The organism is Paenibacillus sp. FSL R7-0128 (assembly GCF_038002245.1).
Taxonomy (GTDB): domain Bacteria; phylum Bacillota; class Bacilli; order Paenibacillales; family Paenibacillaceae; genus Paenibacillus_AQ; species Paenibacillus_AQ silagei.
Genome location: NZ_JBBOCD010000001.1, coordinates 1,893,500 through 1,918,361, shown reverse-complemented (window position 1 = coordinate 1,918,361; position 24,862 = coordinate 1,893,500). Strand labels below are relative to the sequence as shown.

Sequence of the window (24,862 nt, the reverse complement as noted above, 5' to 3'; positions counted from 1 at the left end):
TCAAACAGGCTATATTAAGTATGGCTATGAATATCTCACTGGTTGCAGAACACCAGGAGGAGTATGCGCCATCAGGACTCCGGCTTACTGTGCTTCAGCAAAGCCAATATGTTATTGAGCAGATGCACCTTACGGATGGGCTTGATAATGATGGAGGAAAACTGCGCTTTGGTCTCCTCGTCCAGATTCGTCCCCAGGGGAGCAAGCAGAATAACGGGCAGCTTCCTGCCCGGAACAAGCTGACGCATGTGCTTGGCAAGCTCTGTGGCTTCTGTCCCCGCAATATCCTTATCCATAAGGATTAGATCATAATCGTTATTGGCCGCCAGAAGCTCCAGGGCCTCTCCGGCAGTCCGGGCAGAAGACACTGCCACGCTCCAGTCCTCAAGTACCGAAGAGATGACATCCAGACTGGTCTGATTATCATCCACAACCAGAATCTTAATTGCGTCAAGCACATCCTTCTCAAAGGGAATCGAGGGCAGGCTTGTATATTTCTCAAGATACAGCGTGACCTCCAGCTTCGTCCCTGTCCCTTCCTGGCTTTCCGCAGAGATCTCTCCCCCCATCAGCTCCACCAGCTGTTTACAGATGGCCAGCCCCAGTCCGGTACCTCCGTAATGATGCAGCTCGCTGCTCTGGTGAACCTGGGTATATTTGTTGAACAGCAGCTTCAGCTTGTCCTGCGCTATACCTATACCAGAATCCGTAACCGTGATCCTAATCCCTATTTCTTCACGGTGAACAGGCAAGGATTTCAGCTCAATCAGAATTTCCCCGGCGTGGGTGAACTTCAGGGCGTTGCTTACGATATTCATGATGATCTGGCGTATCTTGGGGGAATCCCCCAGAACATACAGGGGAATCTCCGAATCCACATTCAGAATAACCTCCAGGTTTTTCTCAAAAGCCTTGGTGGAGAACAGATAGACGCTCTCTTCCAGTGCGGTGATAATATCGAACGGTTCCTTTTCAATGAGCAGCTTGCCCGCTTCCATCTTGCTGAAATCCAGAACATCGTTCAGGAATTGCAGCAGCTTGGCATTGCTCGATTCAATGATCTCCATGTAATACTGCTGCTGCTCGTTCATCTCAGTCGTCATCATCAGATCGGTCATGCCGATAATGCCGTTCATCGGGGTGCGGATTTCATGGCTGAGCATGGCGAACAGATCCATTTTCGTTTGTCGCCGCTGTTCCAAATCTTCAAGCTTCCGTTCCAAGTTCATAATATAGGTGAAAAAATAAGCCATAGCGCTTAAGAGGTCCAGGTCTTCCTTCGTATGCCGCCCGGCAGCAGGGTCCAGCAGGCAGATCGTTCCCAGAGATTCGCCATCCTCAGTGAGCAGAGGAACGCCAATGAATGAATGTACTCCCTGTGTGTGTATGAATTCAAGTGCAGGGGACGCGGGCTGTTTATGCGTATCAGAGACCAGTAACGGTCCATTGTCATTGAGAAGGATCAGACTGCCAATAGCATCAAACAACACAGATCCATGTGTATCCGGCCCCAACAGCTCTTCCCGGTTGAACACCCGCAGCAGGGGATCTGAGCTTACACCATGCACCGAAATCAGAATCGTGTTTGACTTGAAAAGTTGGCTTAACAGCTCTATCATCCGGTCTGCGGCATCCTCTATATTGCGAATCGCCGAACTGCCGGTATCGTTCATCTCCATCGTCGTTCCAGAACCCCATTTCCAAAACCTAAATATGTTACCATAAACTTGACTGGTCCTTATCATAACAGAAAAAACACAGCAACAACCTGCAAAATCCACAAAAATAGGCTGAGGAAGGAATTGGATGGGATGAAAAAGATACTTCGTTACTCCCGCAGGGATTCTGTGGTCCTCTTCCCTCCGGTGTGGGCCAGCTGGACTTTATTGATCAGACGCTTATACCGATCCTGCTCTTCCGCTGAAGCGTGCGGCCGGAATTGCTCGAATAATCTTACACAGCGGATCACACAGGCTATGCTGCCAAGTGCGGCGGAAGCCTCCAGGCTCCCGAAGATATAACGTATCCCCTGCTCTATCTTCTCTGCTTTGAGAGAGTACAGCGCCAGCTCATAGAGCAGTACCGGATATTGCTCCGGCGTCTCCCTGCCCGGAGTTCCTTCGGCTTGCCCGAGCGCCGTTCCCTCCGGCGTAAGCAGCGGCTGGAAGCGGCTGATAAGCTCATCTACCTTCCAGCCATACCGGTTAGCCGCTTGAACTGCCTTAAGCAGCCCGTCCAGCAGTCCAAGCCCGGGGGTGCCGATAGATTCCATCACCTCGGGAAGAGCCTCCAGCTCACCGCACATCAGGCGGTATAGAGACTTGTAGACTGTTCCCAGCCTGCTGAACTGCGCCCGGATCTGCTGAACCTCTTCCGATTCCTCGACAATCCAGCTCATTTCAGTGTAAAGGCCCACATATTCCAGCGCCCGCTCATATTCACCGGATTCCTCGCATACCTTGGATTGCAGCCAGTAAGCATACAGTATATAGAAGCAAAGAGGTCTGGGCGCCTGCCTCAGCTCCTTCTTCTTTTTCGTTTTGTAGAATCTGATTTCGTACTGGATAGATGTCTTATGACGGAGCTCCTCTGCCAGTAGTCTGGCCTTCTCCCAGTGCTGTAGAGCAATATAGATATCCGCCAGCTGCCGAAGCGCTTCCAACTGGTCTATTTCCTCCAGGCGCTCTACAAAATATTCAAACCGGGTCGCCGCACGGAAATCCGCCTCCGGGCTCTGTCCGATCCGGATCATGAACAGCCGGTACTGACACAGGGCCAGCCGCTCCGAATGCTGATATTTCTCAGTGTCGGCTACCCCTTCATACAGCAGTGCCGCTGCCTGAAGCTTGCCTTGCCCGTAGAATTCCTCCGCCGTATCGAACAGGAGCGGGGCATATGTAATATTGTCCATGATGATTTGAACCACCTGCCGGATACACTCCAGCTTGTCCAGCTCCGCACAGCGGTGCAGGAAGGGTCCCAGCCGCCGCCAGTCGGGTGCGGAATGTACGACACATTCATCTATATATAACTCATAAAATGTTCCTTCAGGAAGCCCCATTCCGGCGGTAATCCGGTCCAGCTGCTGCATGGCAATAGGACGGTTACCATTAATAATGCTGCTGAGCGTTCCCGAATTGACACCGGAGATTCCTGCGAACTGATTGATTGTCTGGCCTTCTTTTCTCAGAAAAGCAGCCAGTTCTGTTTGAATTGTAGTGTGCTGTTGCAAACCAATACCGCCCCTCAAGAACCAGATATTCTAGTAAAAATCCAGATATTCCTATATCATAAATCCCTTAATTAGGCAGGTCAATCTGGTTTGAACGGTTCAAAAGAGGTTGACAAAGACGGAATATTTGTTATATATACCCAGTTAAAAAATCTTTTGCAACATTTCTGCTGATCCAACGTTTATTAGGGTATAAACAAGTTTGAGAATATTCCGGCAGGGTAAATAAAGAGTGTAGACTCACGCCGTGTAAGATTACGCCAAGGGGGAAATTCATAATGTTAAAAAACAAAAACGTCTACCTGCTTCCTGTTCTGGTCCTGTTGTTCCTTTCCCTCGTGACTACGGCAAGCACAACCATAAAAACCGCTGATGCTAAGAGCGAGGGGGTGGCCCAGCATCTGACGGTGTATATACATTCCTTAGAGAATCATAACGGTCAGACGACCCTTACCGGGGATGAGATCGAATGGTATGAAGGCGCAGCCGCCGACGCAGTCTTCGCCCAGCGGGAGCCGGAATCCGCAGCCGAAATCGGCGGTGCCCCGGACGGTTACTATATCGTGAACGACAGCGACACGCTGACTACTTATACGGTAGCCCCGGATGCCAAGGTCACCATGCAGATCTATGACCGCACCGGCAAGCTCGAAGACCTGGATACGAACTGGAACGAGTCGCTCACTTTGGAGAAGTTCATTCATGAATTCGCCAAGACGGATGTATTCGATCTAAGCGGTTCGCCTTATCACCTCACGATCAAGGATGGCCAGATTGTATCGATCGTGCAGCAGTACACTCCATAAGGAGCTGCTATCTTAATCCCTTCCATAAAATAACCTCAAGCCATAGCCTGTTGCCCAGCAGCGGTTGTGGCTTTTTTGCGTCTAATCTCTCTCCCCAATCTAACCTTTTCACACATATTCAATCCTATCACTATTTACCCGAAAGCCCTTTATCTATAAGCTTAAATATAGGATATTCATCCAGCAGTAACCCTACAGAACCCATAGGAATGAGGATACAAAATGACAATTACACCCCATCAGCCTCTGGCGGCCCCGATTCAGGGTAAGCCCTTGTACGAGGAATACCGCATGGACCAGGTCCGTGTGTCCGATCCGTATATCGCGAACGCCTTTGCCAAGGAGATCGAATATCTGACCAGCTATGATCCAGACCGTCTGCTGGCGGGCTTCCGCGAGAACCGGGGACTGCCGAAGCGTGCCGACAAATATCCCGGCTGGGAGAACACAGAGATCCGCGGACACACGCTGGGCCACTATCTGTCGGCGCTGTCCCAGGCCTATGCCTGTACGCGGGATGACGCGCTGGCGTTCAGGCTGAACTATCTTCTGGGAGAGCTGGCCCTGTGCCAGCATGAGAGCGGTTACCTGTCCGCGTTCGAGGAACGCCTTTTCGATCATGTAGAGAACAAGCAGCCGGCCTGGGTCCCCTGGTATACGATGCACAAAATCATCGCCGGACTCACCGCGTCCTACTCTGCCACCGGCAGCCAAACGGCCTATGACCTCGCGGATACGCTCGGTGACTGGGTGTACCGCCGCACAGCCTCCTGGTCTGAAGAGGTTCATCAGCGTGTATTATCGGTGGAATACGGCGGGATGAATGACTGCCTGTACGACCTGTACAGAATCACCGGAAAAGCAGGCCATTTAAGCGCCGCACATAGCTTTGACGAGCTGACGCTGTTCACTCCTGTTCATGAGGGCAAGGATATTCTCAAGGGCAAGCACGCCAATACCACGATTCCGAAATTCCTCGGTGCGCTGAACCGTTACCGGACGCTCGGGGAGAGCGAAGCCTTTTATCTGGAAGCGGCGGTGCAGTTCTGGGAGATGGTTGTTCATCATCACAGCTACATCACCGGAGGGAACAGCGAATGGGAGCACTTCGGTGACCCGGATATGCTGGACCGGGAACGCTCCAACTTCACAGCGGAGACCTGCAACACCTACAATATGCTCAAGCTGACCCGCGAGCTGTTCAAACTCACGGGAGATACTCGTTACGCCGACTTCTACGAGAACACCTACCTGAATGCCATTGTGTCCTCACAACACCCACATACCGGGATGACGATGTATTTCCAGCCGATGGCGACCGGGTATTTCAAGGTCTACAGCTCGCCGTTCGAGCATTTCTGGTGCTGTACGGGAACCGGCATGGAGAGCTTCACCAAGCTGAATGACAGCCTGTATTTCCATGATGCGGACAGCATAGTGGTCAACCAGTACCTTAGCTCTACCCTGGATTCTGCTGCGCACGGCCTGATGCTGATCCAGTCGGCCAATCTGCCTTATAGCGATATTGTAGAGTTCAAGATCTCAGTGATGCAGCCTCAGACTCAGTCCACCACGCTGAAGCTTCGTCTGCCGGATTGGCTGGCCGCAGAACCTGAGCTTCTATTGAATGGGCAGCCTGTGAACTCAGCGGTCAGCGGAGGTTACCTCTTGACGGACAGAGTATGGGAAGACGGCGACACGCTTCAGCTCAAGCTGCCGATGAAGCTGACACATTTCAGCCTGCCGGATGCCCGTCAGGTGGTCGCGTTCAAGTATGGGCCGGTGGTGCTGAGCGCCGCTCTGGGCCAGAGTGACCTGTCCGTGTCTGCTACAGGAGTGGCTGTAAGTGTCCCGACCCGCAACATGCTGGTGAAGGACTTCATCACAACGGTGAACGAGAGCCCGCAGGAGTGGCTGGAGCAGCTTGCGGACCGCGTAGTCCGGCTGGAGCAGGAAGAACTGGCCTTTGCACTGCGGGGAACGGATGAGGATCAGCGGCTGGTCTTCACCCCGCATTATAAGCAGCATAGTGAGCGTTACGGCATCTACTGGCGTCTGGTAGAGGCGGATTCGGCTGAGCTGCAGAAGCATATTTTACAAGGGAAAATCCGGCAGCGTGTGCAGGACGCTACACTGGACAGCCTGCCTGTCGGCAATGATCAGTATGAGCTGGAGCATGGCATTGAGGGAGAGAACACCTCTGTAGCCACCTGGGACGGATATAACATCCGCAAAGCGGAGAACGGCGGCTGGTTCAGCTACCGGATGAAGGTGGCACCGCGCACGGACAACTACCTCTCAGTCACTTATTTCTCAGGAAATAATGGTAAGAAAATAGCGATTTATGTAGATGCGGAGCTAATTGCGAGCGAGGTCCTGCATACGGATGAAGCCCGCAGCTTCTACGAGCGGAGTTATCTGATTCCTGCTGAAGCGGTTGGCGGCAAGACTGAGGTGGAAGTCAAATTCGTGGTTCCGGGTAAGGAGAATGGCATCTTCGACCTGCTGCGCATGATGACCGGTTATGATCACAATGCCGGACTGCGCCAGCTTGCCTTCAGTGAAGGAACGTTGTCTACCTCCTTCAGCAGCGGCATAACCACGTATAGCCTGAGTGTTCCGCTAGCGGCACGCCTGGTACAACTGAACGTTACACCTCACCATCACAATGCCCTGGTCTATGCAGACGGGATTCTGATTGAGGATTCACTCCCGCGCGAGATCAAGCTGCCGCACAGCCGCACTGAGGTGAAGCTCACGGTCAAGGCGGAGGATCATGTCACCGTGCAGGAATATAAGCTTCAGATTGTGAAAGAATAACAGTTGGCATAATGCAATACACTGTTCCACACAAGGGTTATCTCGGATGCAGCTTCTGCTGTATTCAAGATAGCCCTTATTTGATATGGTAATAGGATAAGACTATTTCCACACCGAGGGGGATTATGACATGACTGCATTCACACTGCTGGTAGATAAGCCGGTACATCTGGAGATGACCGGCAAATTCGTGGCCCCCTCGGCGGAGTGGATTCACTTAAGCCGGATTTTGCAGGATTATGAGCTGATAGTTATGACCGAAGGCGTGCTCTACCTGGCGGGTGACAACCAGCAGTTCACCGTCTCCAAAGGCGAGTTCCTGCTCCTGCCTCCGCTTACCAGACAATACGGGTACAAGTCTTCAGACTGTAGCTTTTATTGGCTGCATTTTCATGCTGCGAACGGTAGTCAGACTGCGGGCCCCCCTCCGTCAAACGGCGACAAGGAAGAATATGTAATTCACCTACCTCAATACGGAACCCTGCGGAATGTCGAGAAAATCATCGTCATGATGAAGCAGCTCCAGGACTCGGTGCGGAGCTACAATCAGACGGTGCTGGGCAACTATATGTCTACCGTTATTCTGTGCGAGCTGTACAGCCAGACCCTGCCAACCGATGCCGATCCGTTCAAAAGAACCAAGCAGGAGCAGCTCTACAACGATATTGTAGATTACATCAAATGGAGCCGCAGCGAGCATATTAAGGTATCACAGATCGCCGCCTATTTCGGCTATAACGAGAAGTATCTCTCCCATCTGTTCACCGTCATCTCCGGGATCTCCCTGAAGCAATATATTCTGCAGCAGAAGATGGAGCTGGCGAAATTCCTGCTGACCGACACCAACCAGAACGTCAGCGAAGTGTCATTGCAGCTAGGCTATAAGGATTGCCATAATTTCATGAAATCGTTCAAAAAAATTGTCGGCCTTACTCCCACCGAGTTCCGCAACGCTTATGCCAAGCGCCTGCTGTTCTATGAATGAGCGTGAGAGCATTCGCCAGCTCCTGCCTCTTCTTCGCTCCCTCCACAGCCCTTCCAGAGACTAGGAATTTCTCTGGAATAGGCTGTGGATATTTTTTTGAGAGCATAATGAACTTTCCGGGCGGCTACGCACTCTTATCTGTGAAAGGGGTGAGCATATGAATATAAGACGTCTTGTCAGAGCCGCACAGCGCGGTAACAAAGAAGCATTATTAGAACTGATCCTAGCCGAACAGGACGCTTATTATCGTCTTGCCTATAGCTACATGAGGAATGAGCATGACGCGATGGATGTAATGGAGGATATGATCGTCACGCTCTATGAGAAGCTGGCGCAATTGAAGAAGAGTGAGGCCTTCTATAGCTGGAGTAAAACCATTCTGGTCAACCGCTGCAAAACGGTCCTCCGCAACCAGAACCGGTTCGTTCCCCTGGAGGAGGACGAGGCGCCGGAGCCTGCAATGGAGGCATGGACTGCCACTAACCCGTACCGCGATACCGAATCTGAAATGGATCTGTCCGTCCTGCTCGCACATTTGAATCCCCGACAGCGGGAGGCGATTGAACTGCGTTATGTCCACGATCTGCCGTATCAGACCATTGCCGATATCACCGAAGCGCCGGTCGGCACGATCAAGTCCAGAATATCGCAGGGAATACAGAAATTAAAAGCTATGATTGGAGGTGACCGTTATGAGAACGATCGAGGAGAGATTACAGGAGCATCAGCAGACCATGACGCCGTCAGAACTTGAAGGCAGATTGCGGAAGGCGCTGGAGCAGGCTCCGGTTAGACGGAAATCACGGGCTGGACGGACACGGACCTGGGCCGCCACAGCCGCCGCAGCCATGTTACTGACAGTGGGCGTCTATCAGTATCCGGCGTTGGCCTATTACGGCGGGAAGCTGTTCAGTCAGACTGAGCTGAATACAGTGAACTTCGCTCAAGTGGTTAAGCAGGGTTACGGACAAACGGTCAACCAAAGCAAAACACTTAAGGACGGGACCGTCTTCACCATCAAAGGTGTGATTGCAGACGATAATAATCTGCTGATGCTTTACAGTATACAGCTTCCGGCCGGCCGGGTGTTTGATGAGACGGCCTTCTCGAATTACTCCTTCAATAATATTAAAGGCTTGTTTACTGACTCTGATCCTATCGGAGGCGGCGGAGATTACAGCCCGGACAAGACCCGGTACGAGGGTGTTTACAAATTTGAGCCGGTCAGCCCTTTTTCCAGAAATTTAACCGTGAATTTCAATGCAAAGCTGACAAGCGGAGAACTGGTTCAATTCCCTATTTCTTTCAAATATGACCCGAACCTTGCCATGAAAAGCCTGCTCGTTGCGGATATTGACCAGGCTGTAGCGGTGGATCAGGGAACCGTCTACTATGACACGATTACGGCTTCTCCTACGTCAACCATCGTAAAGGGACATTATAAGATGGATAATGGAGAAAATCCAAGATTCTCTGCTGTAACCAAACTGTATGTGAATGGGACGGAAATGAATTCCCGGTCGATGCGGGGGACGAATTCCAGCAAAAAGGGAACCCCGGAATTTATAATTGAATACGATGTGCTGCCCACAGACAAGCTGCAAAGTGTTGAACTTGTACTGGATAATTTCAGCGGATATCAGAAGGTCGGGCAGCCGATCCCGCTGGCCTCACCCTCAGACCACTCCGTTACAGTCGGCGAGGAGAAACTCTGGATTCGCAGCGTCTCCCGGACTGCTGACGGCTATGATATTGTGGTCGCCGGGAAGCAGTTCACTATGCTGGATAAGGATACTTTGGCTGTTCAAGCCGGAGGAGCCGCCGTTCCCGTCAGTTCGATATCCGATTCCCGCCCGTGGGACCTCAAGAACGGTAATATCCTGTGGGAACGCACATACTCCTTCCAGACCACAGAGAAGCCGGAATTCCTGGAGATGGACGGCTTCCACTATATTAAGTTCTATAGACACACTATTCCGGTTCCTCTAGGGGACAAATAAAACAGTTCGTGCAGGAACGTAGTTAGCCGATGAAGGCAGCGGCTGATCAGAATCCAATAAAAGCCTTTAGCCCCACGCTGCAAGTGGGGCTAAAGGCTTCAAGTTTTTATAGGCTTTATATCTGCTGATCAGATGATTACTGCAAATAAGCTTTGGCGATCTCAAGCAATTCCTCCTTGGTAACCCCCTTGGTAGCCTCAATATAATAAACGATGTGGAAATCACTGCTGGGAAGATTGTGAATGAAACGAATCCCTTGGCTGCCGCTTGTATATAAGGAATATAGCATTTCAACACCATCGACTGTTATAGTCTCTGCTGACGGCTCCTCAGAATGGTGTATCGTTAACTTCTCATTCATTTTCATCGGCTGAACGAGAATCATTTGTCCCTCCCCTTTATACGTAACGATCATACTCCAGCCCTCTTTAGACACATCAAGCATTCTCATAGCATATCCATCTTTGGAATCCCGGGCTTCTTGCGCTAATTGTTCTGTCAATTCAGCTTCTTTCTGGTCGGTGAGCGGATCAGGATTATAGGTCAAAGCACCTGTAACAAAATCATATTTATCCTGCAGCCTATCATAAATAAGTGCGCCGGACTGCTTCAGCTCATCGCGAAGTGTAGCTGCATCCGAGAACCCGGATGCTGCTCCTCTCCTGATGTAAAGCTCTCCCTCAGTATTCTCTCCTGCCATATAGATTGCTGCTGCCTGGCCCGGCTGCAGCAAGTCGTTTCCTAGACCGTGTGCTTTTAAGCTGCGTAGCTGCTCTTCCTTCGTATAATCCGGAAAATTTGAATCCTCGAATTTCTTTTCCTCATAGATTACATCCCCTTTGTTGTTCGTGAGTGTAATCAGCTGTGTAGCCGCAAAGGCTGATGAAGCTAACAACAGTGATGCCAGTACGATAAGAGTACTCAGCTTATATTTAGAATAGAAGGTAACCCGTTTATTCATTTTCTCATCCTCCAATATATTCATCACAGCTTTCGTTACATCTGCCTCAGGAACTTTGACGTTATGAAATATGGTTCTGAGGTCTTGACTGCTGTCGTGATCCATCCGATATCCCTCCTGTAAGATGAGCATGATACTTTCTGAATTTAGCTGCCGTGCGTTCAAATTTCTTACGGAGACTGCTGCTGTTTTGCTGCATAATTTCTCCGATTTCCTTATAGCCCTTATCTTCCACACATCGCAGAATCAGCAGGCTTCGTTCCTCAGGTGTCAATTTGGACATTGCCCGCAGAACATGCTCATTGTAATAGTTATCCTCAATGGCTTGATCTACATGCTGATTCTGTTCATCGCTGCGATACAGGAATGGAAGATATTTACTTAACCTTCGCTTACGAATGGTGTCGATACAGCAGTTAGAGGCTATCGCATACAACCAGGCTTCAAAAGGCTTCTCCAGGTTGTATTGGCTTAACTTCCGGAATGTCTTAATAAATACCTCCTGCGTACAATCCTCCGCTTCTGTATAATGACCTAACATATGGTAACAATACGAAAAAATCCGTCTCTGATACCGGTGCATGATCTGTTCAAACTGAGCAGTATCCCCGTTGAGGATATCCGGGATGATCTGCTGCAGATCAGTTTCATCCATTTTCCCACCTCTTTCCTAAAGTCCCTGTGAACTCTTTATATTCTGTACTACGGATGAGCCCTGCCCTGATGTGACATCCCGGCTAATAAAGTTGAATCCGCGCAAGGTCAACTTCTCCAGGCTGAACCTATGTAAAAATAGAGGTAGCCAAGGACATCATCATAATGTCCTTGGCTACCTCTATTATAGTGTATTTCTAGGGAGTCAACCGCTTAAGCAGCGCCGCAATAGCCGCGTTCCTGATGCATTGAATGCTTCGGAGCTGCCGGATCTCCGTTTATTATCAGAACTTGCTCAGGCTATCCTTCACCGGCACCCCGAAATCCGGCGTGCCGTCCGCGTTCCACCGCAGGCGCTTGGCACGGGTGTGGCGGTTGGGGTCGTAGAGCGGGTCTCCGGTGATCTCCTTATAACTTCGGGCATGGTAGATCAGCACATCCTCGCCGTTCTCGTCCACTGTGAAGCTGTTATGACCCGGACCGTACTGCCCGTTCTCCTCACTGGTCTGGAACACCGGCTCGGGATGCTTGGTCCAGGATGCGGCGTCCAGCAGATCGCTGTCCTCGTCTGCGGTAAGCAGTCCCAGGCAATAGTTATGATCGGTGGCGCTGGCCGAGAAGCTCACGAAGATCCGGCCGCCCCGCTTCAGCACCGCAGCGCCTTCATTCACCTTGAAGCCGATGACCTCCCACGGATACTCCGGCGAAGAGATCATCGTCTGCGGACCCTTGAGCGTCCAGCCGTTCTCCATGGCTGAGATATACAGATTGGAGTTGCCGCCAATCTCAGGGTCCTTTTGCGCCCATACATAGTACTGTACTCCCTTATGCCCAAATGAGGTACCGTCCAAGGCAAAGGATTCCCAGGCCGTTTTTATCTGGCCCTTCTCCACCCACTCCCCTTGCAGCGGGTCCGCCGAAGTATTCTCCAGGGCGTACATCCGGTGGTCGAACAGCCCTTCCTTCGTCTCCGTGGTCCGGGCCGCCGCGAAGTAAATATACCATTTGCCGTCAATATAATGGATTTCGGGTGCCCAGATATTGGCGCTGAGCGGGCCGCTCTCATATTTGCGCCAGGCAACTACCGGCTGTGCTTCCCGAAGTCCCTCAATCGTTAACGCTCTGCGTACCTCAATCCGGTCGTACTCCGGCACGGAAGCGGTGAAATAGTAATAGCCGTCGGTATGCTTGTATATCCAGGGATCTGCACGCTGTTCGACAAGCGGGTTAGTGTACTCTCTATTTGTATTCATTATGGTTTCTCCTTTGGTCTTGAACTGGTGGCTGGTGGTCTCAGCCGGTATTTCGGTATTCCGAAGGAAGGGTCAGCCCTTCACTCCGGAGATGGCAACTGATTCAATAATTTGCTTTTGGAAAACAAGGAAGATAATCAGCATCGGCAGCAGGGCAATAATCGAAGCCGCCATAATCAGCGGATAGTCCGTCTGGATCGCATAGGTCGCATTGAAGTTGGCGATAACCAGCTGGAGGGTCTGCTTCTCCGGTGAATTCAGATAGATAATCGGAGACAGGTAGTCGTTCCAGATGCCCATGAACCACAGGATCAGCTGCGCTGCAACCGCCGGCTTGATAAGCGGGAAGGTAATCGAGCTGTACAGGCGGAAGTACGAGCTTCCGTCGATTTTGGCCGCTTCGATAATGGCATTCGGCACACTGCTCAGATACTGCCGCAGGAAGAAGATCATGACGATATTGCCGAACAAGCCCGGCACGATCAGCGGCAGCAGCGTATCAATCCAGCCCAGCTTCGAGAACATGAAGAACTGCGGAATCATAACTGCCGGATACGGAATCATCAGGGATGACAGCATCAGCAGGAATATTTTATTTTTACCCGGAAACCGCAATTTAGCAAACGAAAACGCCGCAAGACTGGAGGTGAACGTACCCACGATCGTTACTGTGACGGCGATAATCAAGCTGTTCTTGATCCCGCTCAGCAGCGGACCCGCTTCCCAGATCTCACTATATTTATCGAAATGGAACGGCCGCGGAATCCACACCGGAGGCAGGGCGAACACATCCTGCTTATCCTTGAATGAGGTGGACAGCATCCAGAGCAACGGGCCGATCATGAACACCGCGCCGATTAAAAGTAGAACAAAGATAATGCTATGCGTAACTCTTCTTCTGCTCGTCATATTTATGGTCTCCTCCCTCTTCAGTTAATCGACATCGAACGATTGCTTCTCGTTCATTCGGAATTGGATAAGAGTCACAACAAATATGAACACGCCGAGGAATACCGCCATAGCAGAGGCATAGCCCATCTGGAAGTTGCCGAAGGCTTTTTGCCAAATGTAGAACACCACGGAGGCTGAAGCATATTCAGGCCCGCCTGTAGGGGTCATAATGTTCATCTCGGTAAAAATTTGCGATCCTCCAATAATGTTGGTCACGATGATGAAAAAGGTTACCGGGCGCACCATCGGCCAGGTGATATGCCAGAAGGACTTGAAGCCGCTGGCTCCGTCCAGCTCCGCCGCTTCATAATAAGATCTGGAGACACTCTGCAGCGCCGCCAGATAGAGCAGCATCGTATAACCGAGGCCCTTCCATACCGCCATAATGATCAGCGCCGGCTTGACCGTATATTTATTCGCCATCCAGTTCGGCCCGCTGATTCCGAAGAGATCAAGGAACTGGTTGACGAGACCATAATCACCGTTATAGGCCCAGTTCCACATGATCGATACTGCGGCCAGAGAAGAAATGACCGGAACATAATAGATGACCCGGAACGCTGTAGTCCCGGGCACCCCCCGGTTAAGCCCAAGCGCCAGCAGCAGCGCCAGCGTAATGCCAATCGGAATGCCAAGCATCATAAACAAAGTATTGAATAAGGCCTTATGGAACAGCTCATCCGACCACAGATCCTTGAAGTTGCCGAGGCCGATGAAGTTCATCTGGCCGAGCCCATCCCAATCCGTGAATGAGCCATAGATCGAATAGATCATCGGATACAGTGTAAAAATCAGCAGTCCCAGCAGCGGAGGCAGGATAAACAGAAATCCGTAGATTTTCTCCTTGCGGTACAGACCCAGCTTAGTGTTCATTAGAATCACCTCAAATTCGGATAGTCTATAACTTTCCCCACAAAGTGATGCATCAGCTCCGATGAGTATTCAGATACTTTGCGGGGTCCCCAAAATATATACAAGTTCATCTCAGAATAAAGTGATGCCGGCCCGCTGTTACAGGAGACCGAGCATCACTTTGTATGCTGGATAAGAACGATGCGTACCGCTTATTTCTTGGATTTCGCCTCTTGCTCAACCGCTTTATCCAGCAGCTTCTGCATCTTCGGCTGTTCCGTCTTCACATACTCCTCAGGGGTAACCTTGCCGTCAAGCACTGGCTGGATGTCCGTGTAGAACAGGTTATACCATTCAGCATTGTACGTGTAGTGGCCAGGCAGCACCCGTCCATATTCATTCACGACCTGGAGGAATTCTTCCTTGTTCGCCGGTTTGGTCGTAGTATCAGCAGCCCATTCCTTAGCCATATCCATCAGGTTCGGAATTTGCACCTTAGCCTTCACCAACGCTTCCATTCCCTCCTTGGAGGCCGTCAGATAGTTGATCAGATCCACGGCTTCATCGGGATGCTTGGTTTTGGCGGAAGCACCGATACCGAGTGAGCCGGTCCATGTGGCGGATTTGCCTGTAGAGCCGGCAGGATATGGAATCAGGTCATAATCGAAGGGAAGCTTCTCGTAAGTGCTCATATCCCAAGGACCTACAGGGAAGAAGGCCATTTCACCTTTCATCCAGCGCTGGTAGGTATCCAGAGTCTGAGCTTGTTCCGTTGATGGCGTAATTCCGTATTTAAGCTGCATGTCAGTGAAAAATTGCAGGGCTTCGATAAACTTCGGATCATCAATCGTAACCTTGGTCTTAGTCGCATCCAGCCAGTCCGCCCCGTTGCTCCAGACGAAGGAAGGCAAGGCCCACTGCACGTTGAAGCCTGCGCCGAATTGATCCAGCTTGCCGTCCCCGTCCTTGTCAATCGTCAGCTGCTGGGCGACTTTGATGAATTCATCCCAGGTGTACGGTTTGTCTTTGTCCGGCAGCGGGATACCCGCAGCTTCGAACATGGTCTTATTATAGCCGAGTGCAAAAGGGCCTACGTCCTTGGGCATCCCGTACAGATTGCCTTGCCCTGCCATGGTGCCGTCGTAACGGTACAGATCCACGCCATATTTCCAGATATTATTCAAATCAATGTTAGGGTTCTTCTCCACATAGCTGGTCAGGTCCAGCAGCACACCGCTGTTCACATAAGCCTTCAGATCACCGGATTCAAAATAGAATACGTCCGGAACGCTGTTTCCCGTAATAGAGGCTTTCAGCTTAGTCGCATATTGATCCGCCGCAGTCACAACGATCTTAACCTTGACGTTTGGATGATCGGCTTCATATTTTTTCACTACACCCTCATAGGCCTTCTGCTCATCGGTTCCCCCGCGGAACATAAAGGTAAGATTCTTGGTTTCCTTGGAATCCTTGCTCCCGGCATTCGCCGTAGCTTCGCTTCCGCTATTGCCCCCGGACGATGCATTGTTCTTCCCGCCGCAGCCTGTAAGTACAACCGATACCATCAGAACCAACGACAGCAGTGTGAACCAGCCCTTTTTCTTTAACACTGTAACCCCTCCTAGGATTTGCTGAGCAATTCAATTGATACAATCTATATAGAAGAACTAGGGAACCTCACCGGCTCTGTTAGTTCAAGCTACCGCATGATGTACTATATTTCACACTTTAATCAAATAATTGAGAAACAATTGAATGTATTCGCTTACAGGTATAAAATAGCATATATAAAGTGGAGTGTAAATATAAAAGTTAAATCTTTTTAAAGATATTCAAACTAAACGTTGTAAATTGTCTTTTTACTGAAAAAAATCATTTAATATTGACTTAACCGCGCATTAAGTATTCATATTTATGTAAAACAAACAGCCTTAAACTTTTGCTTTTAACTTAAATTTAATCGTTTTCTACAAAAAAAGGCAGAATACTTTCCTTTTAGGGTGGGTTAGTTTATAATTTTATAAAATAGTTTCGATTCTCATGACCTCAGTGGAAGAAGGTATTCTAAATATGATTTATATTAAAGATCTGATGAGCGGGATTGATATCTTCAAGGCGCTCAGCTCGGAAATCCGCATTCAGATTCTTGAGCTGCTGGCGACCAATCAGGCCCTGAATCTCAACGAAATTGCCAAGAAGCTGAATCTCAGCAACGGGGCCATTACAATGCATATCAAGAAGCTGGAGGAGAGCGGCTTAATTGAGATCAATACGGCCGTAGGCAAACACGGAATTCAAAAGGTCTGCTACCTGAATAAAGATAAGCTGATGGTGGATCTGCGCAGCAAGGATGTCGATAATCTGTACGAGGTCGAGATTCAGGTGGGCCATTACAGTAATTATCAGGCTGTTCCGACCTGCGGTCTGGCCACCAAGGACAGCATCATCGGGGACTTCGACGAGCCGCGTTACTTCGCCGATCCCCAGCGGATCGATTCCGAGATTATCTGGATGGCCGAAGGCTTCCTGGAGTACCGCATCCCTAACTATCTCAAAGCCAACCAGACCTTCCGGGAAATCCAGTTCTCCATGGAGATCGGCTCCGAGGCTCCCGGGTTCAGCGACAATTACCCCTCGGATCTGTACTTCTATGTGAACGGAATTGAGATCGGCTTCTGGACCAGCCCCGGGGACTTCGGCGATGCACGCGGCACCTTCAACCCGGACTGGTGGCCACCCCACCTTAACCAGTATGGCATGCTGAAGCTGATCCGCATTAACCAGGAGGGCAGCTTCATTGACGGCTGCCGCATCTCAGACATCACCTTGGATGACATTAAGCTGGATTACAAGAGCGAACTGACCTTCCGCATTGCCGTCACCGACAAGCCGGTTAACAAACGCGGCTTGACCATTTACGGCAAGCACTTCGGCAATTACAGCCAGGATCTGCTGGCGCGTGTGCTCTATAATGTGCATGAGGTCGAAGATCCTGCCGGCCGGCCGGCGACCACAGCGGGAGTGGCTGATTGACTGTTTATGACAGATAGCCGCCTCCCTGCCGCCGCTGGCATAAACTCTAAGTATAATTGTTCCCTCCGTAACCCACACTAACGAATGTCTTTCAAACTACCGTGAGGGAGTGTTTCGAATGCGTGAAGGGATGATACCCGCCGTACTGGGGACCGTAGTTACTGCTTCGAGTGCAGCTTTTCTGGGAAGCAGATATAAGATCGCGGCAACCGGCATTCTTGGATTTGGTCTGGCGCATATTGTACTCGGCACCATCGATTTGTTCGAACACCGGTAAGCCTGCTTGAAAGATGACCGGACCGTATCCTTCGGATAGGGTCCGGTTTGCTATGTCTTGCAGATTAGAACGGCTGATGCGTCCCTTGTACATATGGTACTTGTACATCTGCCTCACTCGCCCTCGCATCAGCACATCGCGCCGATTGTATGCTGTTTTCCACATACATTTTGTCCATGTACCTCAGCAGCGCCCATTGTATGCTGTTTTCCACATACATTTTGTCCATGTACCTCAGCAGCGCCGATTGTATGCTGTTTTCCACATATATTTTGTCCATATGACCCAGCAGCGCCGATTGTATGCTGTTTTCCACATACATTTTGTCCATGTACCTCAGCAGCAGCGCCGATTGTATGCTGTTTTCCACATACATTTGGTCCATGTACCTCAGCAGCGCCGATTGTATGGTGTTTTTCACATACATTTGGTCCATGCACCTCAGTTGTGCCGATTGTATGCTGTTTTCCACACACATTTGATCCATATCAAGATCAAAGAAGGCCCTTACCTAATTCAGGTAAGGACCTCCAATACAACCTCAACCATATATGAAGCTCTAAAGAATTCAACAAGAAGCAAAAAGGAACGGAGGGGAAATTTGGAACTGTAGGAGCGGTAGCGTCCGCCTTTGTCTGCGGATTTCTACCGCGAACAGCAGTATTAAATCATGAAATCTGCAGACAACAGCGGCCGTAAGTCCAAATGTTCACCGCAGTGACGATTACGCTTCAAGTTCTCATCTGTGCTCTATACAATAAAGAACTCTGTTGACCAGCGGCTAAAAGTCCAAATGTTCTCCGCAGTGACGATTACGCTTCAAGTTTTCTTTAGCAGCTTCATTTCACAGCCACATAGAACAGCCGCTGCGCCGAATCATCCGCCGCCACCCACTCGAAGTCCGCATACACCGACACCTCGCTGAATCCGGCGGCAAGCAGCTCCTGCTTCATCCACTCCGGGTCATAGGCACGCTGGGTATGAGTCTCTTCGAAGCGCCGGTACGTGTCTGAACGGCCCTCCTCGCGGGCGAAGATGGACAGGTGATGCTCAATCTCCCGGCGCGGCACATCCAGCTCACAGGTCCAGATGTAGGATACCTCCGGCTCATCCAGTACAAAAGGCTGCTCTTCCTCATAGCGGATCAGCGTGTTCGGATGATGCACATCGAACAAGAAGGTCCCGCCTGGCTTCAGTCCGTCATATGTACTGGAGAACACAGACCGGATGTCCTGCTCCTCCAGCACATAGTTCAGGCAGTCGCAGAAGGAGATGACGGCGTCTACCGGCTCCGGCAGCTCCCATTCCTTCATGTTCTGCTGAACCCACTGCACACTGCCCTCCCGCAAAAAGCGCCGTCCCTGCGGCTGCTGCTCCAGCTTACGCTGGGCAACGGACAGCATGTCCGAAGAAAGATCAATCCCCGTCATGTGGTAACCTGCCCCCGCCAGCGGAATCGTCAGGCTGCCGGTACCACAGCCGAGTTCGGCTACCGTGCGCGGCTTGCCGTATTTGCCCCATGCCGTCTCGGCAAAGGCCAGCCAATCCGGATACGGCATATCCGCCATAAGCGCATCGTATACATAAGCAAATTTGCCATAGGAAGACACTGCGTACACCGCTTTCTCTATACTATTGATTGTCAGAATCGCTGTCCGGTCCGGCCTGCTCCTCTTCGCGGGCAGCCAGATAGGTCCAGTTCTCCTTCTGGACAACCATCCCTTCCTTCATCAGCTTGCCAAGCGCGCGCTTGAACGCTGATTTACTGATGCCGAAGCGCTGCTTGATAATATCGGGAGGTGTAGCATCCGAATATGGCATTCCGCCGCCTGGACGGGAAGCCAGAAAATCCAGCAGAGCCGCCGAATCCACATCACGGCCCACTTCCTTGCGGTGGCCCATGCTAAGGTTGACGCGGCCATCCTCACGGATATGGGCCACGCGCGCTTCAATCACTTCACCCAGACGCAGCAAGCGAACGCGTTCAGAGGAGTGGACCATACCGATGATGCCGAAGCCGAGCACACCGGCATCTACAAGCACGAAGGTGCCCATCTGCAGCGGCTTGTATACCCGGGCAGTGACCGTCTGCCCCTGCCACGATTCCGGTGCAGGCAAGGCCAGCGGCGCAAGCTCCTGCTCTCCGGCCAGCTTGGCACGGAGACGTCCCTGCTTGTCATGCTCCATAATTGCGAAGACCTTGTCGCCAATCTGCGGACGCAGCTCCACCAGCTCAGGAAGCTCGCTGAGCGGCAGCAGCAGCTGCCGTCCAAGCCCCATCTCCAGAAAGCAGCCCAGCCGGGGATGGATATCCGCCACTTCAAGCAGCGCCATCTCGCCAAGCGTCAGATAAGGCTTCTTCATCGTTGCCGCAGGACGGTCCTCGGTATCGAAGAAGAGGAAGACCTCCACCTTGTCGCCGATCTTCGGCTTGCTGCCCACAAGCTCGGTGTAATGAAGCATGATATCCTGGTCACCTGCGCTCAGGAAGTATCCGTAAGGGGATACCTCCCGCATCACTTCAAGCGTAACCGTAGTTCCTGCAATCAGACTCATACCGTCTCCACGACCTTGGCATCCGACCACAGACGCTCAATATTGTAATATTCACGTTCATCGCGGTGGAAGACATGGACGATCACATCGCCAAGGTCCATCAGTACCCAGCGTGCGGCATCCATCCCCTCAATGCCTTTGATCATTCCGCCAGCTTCATGAACAACCTTGCGCACCTCAGTGGCAATTGCCTGAACCTGGGTATCGGAATTACCGTGGCAGATGATGAAATAATCGCTGATCGGCGACACACTGCGCAGATCGAGGGCCACCACATTCATTGCTTTTTTATCCTGAACGGCGTGTAACGCCAGTTCAAACAGCTTGTTTGATTGTACACTCATAGTTTATCCTCCAATGTTCTAACTAAATCGTTGCGCGCCAGCACCGTAAGCGGAAATACGACCCGGCGCTTCTCCAGCAGTACGCGTATAGTGGAGTCCAGTCCGGCAATCAGCCCTTCCTCCAGGCTTACCTTCGATAGCCTGCGGATCTCCTCCACACCGGGGAAGTCCCGTCCAGGCTCAATATAATCAGCCAGACAGACGATCCGCTCCAGCAGGCCCATGTTCTCCCGGCCCGAGGTATGGTAACGGATCGCATCCAGTACCTCCGAATCCGTAATGCCATAATCATGCTCGGCGGTATAAGCACCAACCTCAGCATGCCATAGCTGCTTGTCATATTTCAAAAGCTCAGCGGATAATCCGTTCTGTTCAATGATCTCCCGCATCCGTTCCACCGGCCAATATTTGGCCACATCATGCAGGATGGCGGCGGTCTCGGCCCGCTGCGGGTCAGCGCCATACCGCTGCGCCAGCTTCACAGCAGACTCCATCACACCGAGTGTATGCTTCCAGCGTTTGTCCGGCATCTGGCCGGAGACCGCCTCAATCAGCGCTTCACGGCTGTACTCCATACAATCCACTCCTTTGAACATATTCATATACAGCATCCGGAACCATATAGCGGATCGACTTTCCTTCGGCGGCCCGGGCTCTGAGCATGGTGGAGGAGAGATCGACCAGCGGCATATCCGCCAGCAGCACTTTACCGGCAATGAACTCCGGCAGCAGTCCCAGATCCAGCGGAGTGCCCGGACGTCCCACACCGATGAAGGTCAACCGCTGCACCAGCTCTTCGATCCCCTGCCACTTGGGAAGATACTGAACCATATCCGCACCCACGATGAAAAAGAATTCATGCTGCGGATACTCCTCCTGCAGACTAATCACCGTCTCCAGCGTATAGGATACTCCGCCCCGCACGATTTCCCAGTCAAGAATGCCAAAGGAAGGGTGATTCTTCACCGCTCCCTCCACCATAGCCAGCCGTTCTTCACCGGTTGCCCCGGCCTCATGCTTATGAGGCGGAATATGCGAAGGCATGAACCAGACCTCCTGCAGACTGTAGCTCTCGCGCGCCGTCTCAGCAGCCATCATATGGCCGATATGCAGAGGATCGAAGGTCCCTCCCATTATGCCTACTCTCAAGAGGTCAACCTCCTATCTTGGAAGCTCGATCGTTTTGTTGTCGCGTGATTCCTTGTACAGAACGATAGTCTTGCCGATAACCTGAACAAGCTCCGAACCGGACTGCTCGGCAAGCGCGGTACCAATTTCCTTGGGATCATCAGCGTTGTTATTCAGTACACTGATCTTCATCAGCTCGCGTTTCTCAATAGCTTCTTCAATGTGACGGATCAGATGATCGTTTACGCCGCCTTTGCCAACCTGAAATACAGCATCCAGATGATGAGCCAAAGAGCGCAGATAACGTTTTTGTTTGCCTGTTAACATAAATGTGAAAACTCCTTAATTAACATATATTATTACCCTGTTTAGTGAAAATCATTTGCCCGGCACCTGGCCAAGGCAATCCGCAATAGTCTGCCGCATAATCGCTGCGGGAGCCACAAGCCCCGTCCAATACTCCAGGGCGTAGGCTCCCTGGTAGACGAACATGCCCAGCCCGCCGTGAACGGTGCAGCCGCGCTTCAGACTCTCTGTAAGCAGCCGGGTATGCAGCGGATTATAGATCAGATCGCTGACGATCATCCCTTCATGCAGCCCGGCCGGATCGATCGGCATGTCCTCCATATGCGGATACATGCCTACGGATGTTGTATTAATTACAATATCCATGCTGCCAAGCACGCCGGGAACGGCATCCATCCCTGCTCCGGTTAAGCTGCCCCGGCTGCTGAAGCTATTTGCCAGCTGACGGGCCCGTTCCTCATTTCGGTTCACAATCAGGACCATTGCCGGCTGCTCCTTCAGCAGCGCCGAGACAATCCCTCTGGCCGCACCGCCGGCTCCAATCACGAGGATGCGGGTGCCGGTAAGATCCGGCGCAGCCTCTGTCTTCAGTGAGCGGACATATCCGATGCCATCCGTATTGAAGCCGGTCAGTATACCATTGTCGTTGACGATGGTATTGACTGCGCCGACATCCACCGCACTTGAATCCAGCCGGTCCAGATACTCCATCACGGCAACCTTGTGGGGGATCGTTACATTCACGCCCCGGAAGCCAAGCGTCCGTATCGCCTGCACCGCATCGCCCAGCTTGTCCGGCGTAATGTGCAGCGGCACATAAGCGCCGGAGAGACCGAGCGCCTGGAGCGCCGCCCCGTGCATCAGCGGGGATTTGGACTGGGCAATCGGGTCACCCATCACGCCCAGCAGGAGCTCCCCGTGACTCTGCGTGTTCCTGTTTGTCTCAGTCATGTCGCCTTCCTCCTGTACAATTAGATCAGCGAAGGACGGGTAAGCACCTTGACGCCGCGCGGCACATGGACAGCTACTACTGCTCCGGCTGTACCGTTCACCTTGATCCAGCCCAGACCGGAGATGAACAGGTCGGTCTCACTATTCCTGGCGATACGGAATTCATGGCGCTGCCACTGCGGCAGCTTGTCTATGTCGGCAGTCCCCGGCGGAGACAGCAGCTCACCCCGGTGGTCTTGATACAGGGAATCTGCACGCTCCAGCTTCGTGCGGTGAATCTTGAGGGTGCCGCTGATGAAGCAGGTGAAGGACTGGCGTTCCCCCTGGATGAAGTCGAAGCGTCCCAGTCCGCCGAAGAACAGCGACTGGCCTTCATTCAGCTGATAGACCGCAGGCTTGAGCGGATTCTCGGGCATCACTGCGCCCAGATCCTTGCGCTCAACCAGCTCGCTGTAGCGCCACGGGTAGACGATTCCCGGCGTATCAATGATGGAATGGCCGTCATCCAGCGGGATTTTGACCATATCAAGGGTCGTGCCCGGATAACGGGAGGTCGTCAGCTCCTCTTCCAGGTCACTGTAATCGGAGATCAGCCGGTTAATCAAGGTGGACTTGCCTACATTGGTAGCCCCGACAACGTATACATCACGCTGCCCGCGCAGCTCGGTAACGGCCTCCAGCAGACGGTCGAAGCCCTGATTGCGCTTCGCGCTGACCAGGACAATCTCCGCCGTGCGCAATCCCTCTTCCTTACAGCGCTGCTGCATCCAGTTGCGCAATCGGTTCCAGTTGGTCACCTTCGGCAGCAGATCGATCTTGTTCACCGCCAGAATGACCTGATTATTGCCGACAAACCGCTGCAGCCCGGAAATCAGACTGCCTTCGAAATCGAACAGATCCACAATATGGATCACCAGTGCATTCTTCTCGCCTACTCCGCTTAACAGCTTCAGGAATTCATCCTGATTCACCGATACGGAAGAGGCTTCATTGTAATTCTTGATCCGGAAGCAGCGCTGGCAAATTACCGGCTCCCGTTCGAAGGCGACCTCCGGGATATAGCCGGGGAGCTCCTTGTCCACGCTCTGTAGCTTAATGCCGCAGCCGCTGCATTTCTCAGGCCGCGCTGTTCCATCATTCATTGCATTCATTAAGATTTATCCTCCTCTTGCCACAATCCTTGCTTCCGCAGACGGGTCAAGGCAATCTGCTCCACTCTGCGGTTAATTCTTGTTCCTATTCCCTCATCCTTGACGGAGATCGGCAGCACGAGTACCGTGAACAGACCCAGCCGGTTGCCGCCGTATACATCGGTCAGCATCTGGTCGCCGACTACAATCGTCTGCTCCGGTCCCAGCTCCATCAGCTTCATGGCCCGCAGGAACGGGGAATTGCTGGGCTTCTTGGCCTGATGTACAAATTCAATATTCAGCGGGGTGGCAAAACGCGACACCCGGTCCATATTGTTGTTGGATACGATCACAAGCTTGAAGCCCAGCTCCTTCACCTTGGCGAACCAGAGCAGCAGCTCAGGAGTAGCCAGCGGCGCCTTGGCGCCGACCAGCGTATTATCCAGATCCGTAATAATTCCCCGGTAGCCTTGGCGGTACAGCTCCTCCAGAGCGATATCAAACACCGTGTTTACCCGGAGCTTGGGGACTAATCTTTCAAACAATACATTCACCTCATTTTCATACAGGAAACTTGTAACCCGGCTCTATAGGACTGCAAAAACCCCAGGGTCCGGCAGCAT

25 protein-coding genes are annotated in these 24,862 nt (G+C 51.8%); 7 read left to right on the top strand and 18 right to left on the bottom strand.

The window, feature by feature from the left end; all coding sequences use genetic code 11:
• Positions 1-71: 71 nt before the first annotated feature.
• Together NST26_RS07850 and NST26_RS07845 are read right to left on the bottom strand one after the other, a co-directional pair.
• A complete protein-coding gene (locus tag NST26_RS07850) occupies positions 72-1,679 on the bottom strand; it encodes a GAF domain-containing hybrid sensor histidine kinase/response regulator (protein WP_340955023.1) in 1,608 nt (535 codons plus the stop codon).
• Positions 1,680-1,828: 149 nt separating this feature from the next.
• On the bottom strand, positions 1,829-3,232 hold the full coding sequence (locus NST26_RS07845; protein WP_340955025.1) for a transcriptional regulator: 1,404 nt from the start codon (positions 3,230-3,232) through the stop codon (positions 1,829-1,831).
• 278 nt (positions 3,233-3,510) lie between these two features.
• On the opposite strand from NST26_RS07845, the gene NST26_RS07840 reads away from it, so the two are divergent.
• The 5 genes from NST26_RS07840 to NST26_RS07820 all read left to right on the top strand — a co-directional run bounded on the left by NST26_RS07840 (position 3,511) and on the right by NST26_RS07820 (position 9,843).
• Complete coding sequence (locus NST26_RS07840) at positions 3,511-4,038, top strand: hypothetical protein (protein ID WP_340955027.1); 528 nt, start codon at positions 3,511-3,513, stop codon at positions 4,036-4,038.
• A gap of 222 nt (positions 4,039-4,260) precedes the next feature.
• Complete coding sequence (locus tag NST26_RS07835; RefSeq protein WP_340955028.1) at positions 4,261-6,858, top strand: beta-L-arabinofuranosidase domain-containing protein; 2,598 nt, start codon at positions 4,261-4,263, stop codon at positions 6,856-6,858.
• Between the two features lie 130 nt (positions 6,859-6,988).
• Positions 6,989-7,843, top strand: coding sequence for an AraC family transcriptional regulator (locus tag NST26_RS07830; protein WP_340955030.1), 855 nt, complete (start codon positions 6,989-6,991; stop codon positions 7,841-7,843).
• A gap of 157 nt (positions 7,844-8,000) precedes the next feature.
• Positions 8,001-8,597: a sigma-70 family RNA polymerase sigma factor gene (locus NST26_RS07825; RefSeq protein ID WP_340955032.1), complete on the top strand. Its 597-nt coding sequence runs from the start codon at positions 8,001-8,003 to the stop codon at positions 8,595-8,597.
• On the top strand, positions 8,536-9,843 hold the full coding sequence (locus NST26_RS07820) for a DUF4179 domain-containing protein (RefSeq protein ID WP_340955035.1): 1,308 nt from the start codon (positions 8,536-8,538) through the stop codon (positions 9,841-9,843). The genes NST26_RS07825 and NST26_RS07820 overlap by 62 nt, the downstream gene beginning before the upstream one ends.
• A 136-nt stretch (positions 9,844-9,979) precedes the next feature.
• On the opposite strand, the gene NST26_RS07815 is transcribed toward NST26_RS07820, so the two are convergent.
• The 6 genes from NST26_RS07815 to NST26_RS07790 form a co-directional block, all read right to left on the bottom strand.
• Positions 9,980-10,909 carry a hypothetical protein gene (locus NST26_RS07815; RefSeq protein WP_036725683.1) on the bottom strand — a complete coding sequence of 310 codons (930 nt, stop codon included), beginning with the start codon at positions 10,907-10,909 and terminating at the stop codon, positions 9,980-9,982.
• On the bottom strand, positions 10,866-11,459 hold the full coding sequence (locus tag NST26_RS07810) for an RNA polymerase sigma factor (RefSeq protein ID WP_036725686.1): 594 nt from the start codon (positions 11,457-11,459) through the stop codon (positions 10,866-10,868). The genes NST26_RS07815 and NST26_RS07810 overlap by 44 nt, the downstream gene beginning before the upstream one ends.
• 283 nt (positions 11,460-11,742) lie before the next feature.
• Positions 11,743-12,711 carry a glycoside hydrolase family 43 protein gene (locus NST26_RS07805; RefSeq protein WP_340955038.1) on the bottom strand — a complete coding sequence of 323 codons (969 nt, stop codon included), beginning with the start codon at positions 12,709-12,711 and terminating at the stop codon, positions 11,743-11,745.
• A 72-nt stretch (positions 12,712-12,783) separates the two neighbouring features.
• Positions 12,784-13,620: a carbohydrate ABC transporter permease gene (locus tag NST26_RS07800; protein ID WP_076155496.1), complete on the bottom strand. Its 837-nt coding sequence runs from the start codon at positions 13,618-13,620 to the stop codon at positions 12,784-12,786.
• 24 nt (positions 13,621-13,644) lie between these two features.
• A complete protein-coding gene (locus NST26_RS07795; RefSeq protein WP_036725691.1) occupies positions 13,645-14,535 on the bottom strand; it encodes a carbohydrate ABC transporter permease in 891 nt (296 codons plus the stop codon).
• A 191-nt stretch (positions 14,536-14,726) separates the two neighbouring features.
• On the bottom strand, positions 14,727-16,124 hold the full coding sequence (locus NST26_RS07790; RefSeq protein WP_036725692.1) for an ABC transporter substrate-binding protein: 1,398 nt from the start codon (positions 16,122-16,124) through the stop codon (positions 14,727-14,729).
• A 460-nt stretch (positions 16,125-16,584) separates the two neighbouring features.
• Here NST26_RS07790 and NST26_RS07785 point away from each other — a divergent pair, with 460 nt between their 5' ends.
• Both NST26_RS07785 and NST26_RS07780 read left to right on the top strand, forming a co-directional pair.
• Positions 16,585-17,547, top strand: a complete 963-nt coding sequence (locus tag NST26_RS07785; RefSeq protein ID WP_209878121.1) for an ArsR/SmtB family transcription factor — start codon at positions 16,585-16,587, stop codon at positions 17,545-17,547.
• 118 nt (positions 17,548-17,665) lie between these two features.
• On the top strand, positions 17,666-17,824 hold the full coding sequence (locus NST26_RS07780) for a hypothetical protein (RefSeq protein ID WP_036725695.1): 159 nt from the start codon (positions 17,666-17,668) through the stop codon (positions 17,822-17,824).
• 64 nt (positions 17,825-17,888) lie between these two features.
• Here the strand turns inward: NST26_RS07780 and NST26_RS07775 are convergent, their stop codons facing one another.
• The 10 genes from NST26_RS07775 to NST26_RS07730 form a co-directional block, all read right to left on the bottom strand.
• On the bottom strand, positions 17,889-18,251 hold the full coding sequence (locus NST26_RS07775) for a hypothetical protein (RefSeq protein ID WP_340955039.1): 363 nt from the start codon (positions 18,249-18,251) through the stop codon (positions 17,889-17,891).
• Between the two features lie 412 nt (positions 18,252-18,663).
• Positions 18,664-19,434: a class I SAM-dependent DNA methyltransferase gene (locus NST26_RS07770; protein ID WP_340958127.1), complete on the bottom strand. Its 771-nt coding sequence runs from the start codon at positions 19,432-19,434 to the stop codon at positions 18,664-18,666.
• Between the two features lie 22 nt (positions 19,435-19,456).
• Positions 19,457-20,380 carry a CvfB family protein gene (locus NST26_RS07765; RefSeq protein WP_340955040.1) on the bottom strand — a complete coding sequence of 308 codons (924 nt, stop codon included), beginning with the start codon at positions 20,378-20,380 and terminating at the stop codon, positions 19,457-19,459.
• On the bottom strand, positions 20,377-20,724 hold the full coding sequence (gene rsfS, locus NST26_RS07760) for a ribosome silencing factor (RefSeq protein WP_036725699.1): 348 nt from the start codon (positions 20,722-20,724) through the stop codon (positions 20,377-20,379). The genes NST26_RS07765 and rsfS overlap by 4 nt, the downstream gene beginning before the upstream one ends.
• Positions 20,721-21,299, bottom strand: coding sequence for a bis(5'-nucleosyl)-tetraphosphatase (symmetrical) YqeK (yqeK, locus tag NST26_RS07755; protein WP_339257359.1), 579 nt, complete (start codon positions 21,297-21,299; stop codon positions 20,721-20,723). Before yqeK ends, rsfS begins: the two co-directional genes overlap by 4 nt.
• Positions 21,283-21,873, bottom strand: a complete 591-nt coding sequence (locus NST26_RS07750; protein ID WP_340955042.1) for a nicotinate-nucleotide adenylyltransferase — start codon at positions 21,871-21,873, stop codon at positions 21,283-21,285. The genes yqeK and NST26_RS07750 overlap by 17 nt, the downstream gene beginning before the upstream one ends.
• Positions 21,874-21,885: 12 nt before the next feature.
• Positions 21,886-22,179: a ribosome assembly RNA-binding protein YhbY gene (gene yhbY, locus NST26_RS07745; RefSeq protein WP_340955043.1), complete on the bottom strand. Its 294-nt coding sequence runs from the start codon at positions 22,177-22,179 to the stop codon at positions 21,886-21,888.
• 51 nt (positions 22,180-22,230) lie between these two features.
• Positions 22,231-23,109: a shikimate dehydrogenase gene (gene aroE, locus NST26_RS07740; protein ID WP_340955045.1), complete on the bottom strand. Its 879-nt coding sequence runs from the start codon at positions 23,107-23,109 to the stop codon at positions 22,231-22,233.
• Between the two features lie 20 nt (positions 23,110-23,129).
• Positions 23,130-24,251: a ribosome biogenesis GTPase YqeH gene (gene yqeH / locus NST26_RS07735; RefSeq protein WP_209878215.1), complete on the bottom strand. Its 1,122-nt coding sequence runs from the start codon at positions 24,249-24,251 to the stop codon at positions 23,130-23,132.
• Positions 24,252-24,259: 8 nt separating this feature from the next.
• Positions 24,260-24,784, bottom strand: a complete 525-nt coding sequence (locus NST26_RS07730) for a YqeG family HAD IIIA-type phosphatase (RefSeq protein WP_036697929.1) — start codon at positions 24,782-24,784, stop codon at positions 24,260-24,262.
• Positions 24,785-24,862: the final 78 nt, after the last annotated feature.

Excerpts from the sequence above, each read along its gene's own strand:
- NST26_RS07785 (WP_209878121.1), top strand. The coding sequence starts at position 16,585 with ATGATTTATATTAAAGATCTGATGAGCGGGATTGATATCTTCAAGGCG.
- NST26_RS07815 (WP_036725683.1), bottom strand. The coding sequence starts at position 10,909 with ATGGATCACGACAGCAGTCAAGACCTCAGAACCATATTTCATAACGTC.
- NST26_RS07835 (WP_340955028.1), top strand. The coding sequence starts at position 4,261 with ATGACAATTACACCCCATCAGCCTCTGGCGGCCCCGATTCAGGGTAAG.
- aroE (WP_340955045.1), bottom strand. The coding sequence starts at position 23,109 with ATGACTGAGACAAACAGGAACACGCAGAGTCACGGGGAGCTCCTGCTG.
- NST26_RS07805 (WP_340955038.1), bottom strand. The coding sequence starts at position 12,711 with ATGAATACAAATAGAGAGTACACTAACCCGCTTGTCGAACAGCGTGCA.
- NST26_RS07825 (WP_340955032.1), top strand. The coding sequence starts at position 8,001 with ATGAATATAAGACGTCTTGTCAGAGCCGCACAGCGCGGTAACAAAGAA.
- NST26_RS07810 (WP_036725686.1), bottom strand. The coding sequence starts at position 11,459 with ATGGATGAAACTGATCTGCAGCAGATCATCCCGGATATCCTCAACGGG.
- NST26_RS07795 (WP_036725691.1), bottom strand. The coding sequence starts at position 14,535 with ATGAACACTAAGCTGGGTCTGTACCGCAAGGAGAAAATCTACGGATTT.
- NST26_RS07850 (WP_340955023.1), bottom strand. The coding sequence starts at position 1,679 with ATGGAGATGAACGATACCGGCAGTTCGGCGATTCGCAATATAGAGGAT.
- NST26_RS07830 (WP_340955030.1), top strand. The coding sequence starts at position 6,989 with ATGACTGCATTCACACTGCTGGTAGATAAGCCGGTACATCTGGAGATG.
- yqeH (WP_209878215.1), bottom strand. The coding sequence starts at position 24,251 with ATGAATGATGGAACAGCGCGGCCTGAGAAATGCAGCGGCTGCGGCATT.
- yhbY (WP_340955043.1), bottom strand. The coding sequence starts at position 22,179 with ATGTTAACAGGCAAACAAAAACGTTATCTGCGCTCTTTGGCTCATCAT.
- rsfS (WP_036725699.1), bottom strand. The coding sequence starts at position 20,724 with ATGAGTGTACAATCAAACAAGCTGTTTGAACTGGCGTTACACGCCGTT.
- NST26_RS07800 (WP_076155496.1), bottom strand. The coding sequence starts at position 13,620 with ATGACGAGCAGAAGAAGAGTTACGCATAGCATTATCTTTGTTCTACTT.
- NST26_RS07820 (WP_340955035.1), top strand. The coding sequence starts at position 8,536 with ATGAGAACGATCGAGGAGAGATTACAGGAGCATCAGCAGACCATGACG.
- NST26_RS07765 (WP_340955040.1), bottom strand. The coding sequence starts at position 20,380 with ATGAGTCTGATTGCAGGAACTACGGTTACGCTTGAAGTGATGCGGGAG.
- NST26_RS07840 (WP_340955027.1), top strand. The coding sequence starts at position 3,511 with ATGTTAAAAAACAAAAACGTCTACCTGCTTCCTGTTCTGGTCCTGTTG.
- yqeK (WP_339257359.1), bottom strand. The coding sequence starts at position 21,299 with ATGGAGTACAGCCGTGAAGCGCTGATTGAGGCGGTCTCCGGCCAGATG.
- NST26_RS07780 (WP_036725695.1), top strand. The coding sequence starts at position 17,666 with ATGCGTGAAGGGATGATACCCGCCGTACTGGGGACCGTAGTTACTGCT.
- NST26_RS07775 (WP_340955039.1), bottom strand. The coding sequence starts at position 18,251 with ATGTATGTGAAAAACACCATACAATCGGCGCTGCTGAGGTACATGGAC.